Source organism: Synechococcales cyanobacterium T60_A2020_003, from assembly GCA_015272205.1.
GTDB lineage: Bacteria > Cyanobacteriota > Cyanobacteriia > RECH01 > RECH01 > JACYMB01.
On sequence record JACYMB010000173.1, the window covers coordinates 1 to 2,742 of the forward strand.

The 2,742-nt window shown below is 53.0% G+C and carries 3 protein-coding genes; 2 read left to right on the forward strand and 1 reads right to left on the reverse strand.

Annotated features, from left to right (window positions below; translation table 11 throughout):
- Positions 1 to 135: 135 nt before the first annotated feature.
- Complete coding sequence (locus IGR76_09150; GenBank protein ID MBF2078673.1) at positions 136 to 615, reverse strand: hypothetical protein; 480 nt, start codon at positions 613 to 615, stop codon at positions 136 to 138.
- A gap of 217 nt (positions 616 to 832) precedes the next feature.
- On the opposite strand from IGR76_09150, the gene asnS reads away from it, so the two are divergent.
- On the forward strand, positions 833 to 2,224 hold the full coding sequence (gene asnS / locus IGR76_09155) for an asparagine--tRNA ligase (protein ID MBF2078674.1): 1,392 nt from the start codon (positions 833 to 835) through the stop codon (positions 2,222 to 2,224).
- A 155-nt stretch (positions 2,225 to 2,379) separates the two neighbouring features.
- A partial coding sequence (locus IGR76_09160) for a DUF389 domain-containing protein (protein ID MBF2078675.1) occupies positions 2,380 to 2,742 on the forward strand: 363 nt, incomplete at its 3' end.

Below are 2,742 nucleotides of genomic sequence, written 5' to 3' on the forward strand. Positions count from 1 at the left end.
TCCTGGCATTTTACGCCGCAGAGCGGCGGGGAATCGACCCGCAGGGATTGAAACGGTTCCTGCGCGATCGCCCAGTTTTTGGAGCGGTATTGGTGGGTAGAGACTGTGGCTGATCCTAAATTTTGAGGTTTGAGTTTATGATCCGTCGGTGCTGTCGGAGGTCGATGCGCTCGACTCGTGGGGCAACATGGGAAATACCTTGCGGACGAGGGCTTTGACCCCGGAATCGGTTTCTTCAACATTTTTCTGGGCTTCGGCGAGGGCGACTTCCCAGGCGGGGGCGAAGCCTGGAGAGGATACGACTAAACTCCGCAATGCTCGATCCCAGATGTGGAGGGTTTTTAGTTCTGCCCGTCCGGGTTTATTGGAGAGGGTGGCAACGGTCACGCGCAGGTTTTCGTTCTGTTTCCGCAGGGTTTCTACCTCTTTGCGCAGTTCCTCATAGCCTTTAGAGTTGATGCTCATTTGGGTATTTAGATATCCCTTGAGGGTTTCAATCTCTTTGCGTAAGGACGATTGGGTGCGACGTTTGCCCAACCAGACGAGGACAGTCACAATTAACCCAATTCCTAACCCAACGCCGAATACGCTGATTTCCGTTTGCAGTGCGTCCATTGCTATCATTATCCCTATCTCAAGTGAGCATTTGTTAAATCGTTCTGTGTTTGTGGGGGGGCGATCGCCCTTAACTGCCTGGATCTTAGCTTCAGTTGGGGATCTTTTGGTGAATGAGAATGGGAAAAGGGGCGATCGCTCTTTTGGGATGCGAAAGTGCCCGTCAACGGCTATCGTGAATGAAGAAACGTTACGCTACTACCCCAATTTTCGAGCTATGAGTATTCGCCGCGTTGCTGATGTGCTGAAGAATGGTCAACCGGATGAAGCGGTGACCGTTCAAGGATGGGTTCGCACCAAGCGAGAGCAAAAGGGATTCTCCTTTGTGGAGTTGAATGATGGCTCGTCGATGGCGGGACTACAGGTGGTGATCGATGAATCCCTACCGGACTACGAAGCGACCCTGGCGCGGATGAGTACCGGAGCGGCGATCGCCGTTGATGGCGTGGTGGCGGAATCTCCTGCGAAGGGACAGCGCATTGAGCTAAAAGCCAGCAATGTCACCATTCACGGGGAATCCGATTCGGAAACCTATCCCCTTCAGAAAAAGCGGCATTCGTTTGAATTTCTCCGCACTATTGGACATTTGCGATCGCGCACCAATACCCTCGGCGCAGTATTCCGGGTTCGCAATGCCTGCGCTAATGCGGTTCACCAGTTTTTTCAAGAGCGGGGTTTCCTGTGGGTACACACGCCGATCATCACCGCGAGTGACTGTGAGGGAGCGGGTGAACTGTTTACGGTCACGGGGCTAGATCTGAAGAATGTGCCCCTGAAGAAGGACGGAACGGTGGACTTTGAGCAAGATTTCTTTGGACGGCAGGCCTACCTGACGGTGAGTGGTCAGCTCGAGGCGGAAATCATGGCGATGGCGTTTACCAACGTCTACACCTTTGGCCCCACGTTCCGGGCTGAAAATTCCAACACGTCGCGCCACTTGGCGGAGTTCTGGATGATTGAGCCAGAAATGGCTTTCTGCGACCTGAACGGCAATATGGATTTGGCAGAGGAGTTTCTCAAGTACGTCTTTGCGAAGGTGCTAGATCAGTGCGCGGAGGATATGGAGTTTTTCAACCAGCGCATTAACGATACAGTGCTGTCTAATGCTGAGCATATCCTCAACAACCAGTTTGAGCGGATCACCTATTCCGAGGCGATCAAGCTGCTTGAAAAGAGCGATCGCACCTTTGAGTTTCCGGTGTCCTGGGGCTTGGATATGCAGTCGGAGCATGAGCGTTATCTGGCGGAGGAACTGTTTAAAAAGCCTGTGATTGTCACGGATTACCCGGTGGAAATCAAAGCGTTCTATATGCGGATGAATGATGATGGCAAGACGGTGCGGGCGATGGATGTGCTGGCTCCGGGTATTGGCGAGATTATTGGCGGATCGCAGCGGGAGGAGCGTTTGGATGTGCTGGAGCGGCGGATTGAGGCGCAGGGAATGCCGAAGGAGTCGCTGTGGTGGTATTTGGATCTGCGTCGCTTTGGTACGGTGGAGCACGCTGGATTTGGGCTGGGGTTTGAACGCCTGGTGCAGTTTATAACCGGGATGGCCAACATTCGCGATGTGATTCCGTTCCCGCGTACACCGTTGAATGCGGAGTTTTAGGGTTTTCTCGCAACGAGGAGATTCCGCCAAACGACTCTATTTTTGAGCATGGGTTTAGAACACCGCAAGGTGGTACTGAATCAGCACCCACAGCGGTATAGTTTTGGAATCCGTTTATACCAAACTTACCCATCTGTTTCAACGGCTCTGAACCCATGCCACACCGCATCAGCGTGGAACCGCTCGATAAACTTCACCAAGAACTCCTAGACGATTCCAGTTTGAACCTCAACTATTTGGTATTAGTGGTGGCGTCCTGTGTGATTGCGACCCTGGGGCTGTTAACCCACAGCGCCGCAGTAATCATTGGAGCGTTGATTATTGCGCCGTTAATGAATCCCCTGCGTGGACTGGCGTTGGGCGCACTCATTGCCGATCGCACCTTATTTCGTCAGTGCATCCTATCACTGGGAGCGGGGGTAGGGGTGGCGATCGCCATCTCTGCGCTACTCGGACATCTATTTCAACGTCAGTTCGGGATAAGAGAGGGGCAGGTTAGAGAGGCTGAAAGTGCTAAG

What these genes read in the sequence shown, in the direction of transcription:
- asnS (MBF2078674.1), top strand. Translation starts at nt 833, where the DNA reads ATGAGTATTCGCCGCGTTGCTGATGTGCTGAAGAATGGTCAACCGGAT.
- IGR76_09150 (MBF2078673.1), bottom strand. Translation starts at nt 615, where the DNA reads ATGGACGCACTGCAAACGGAAATCAGCGTATTCGGCGTTGGGTTAGGA.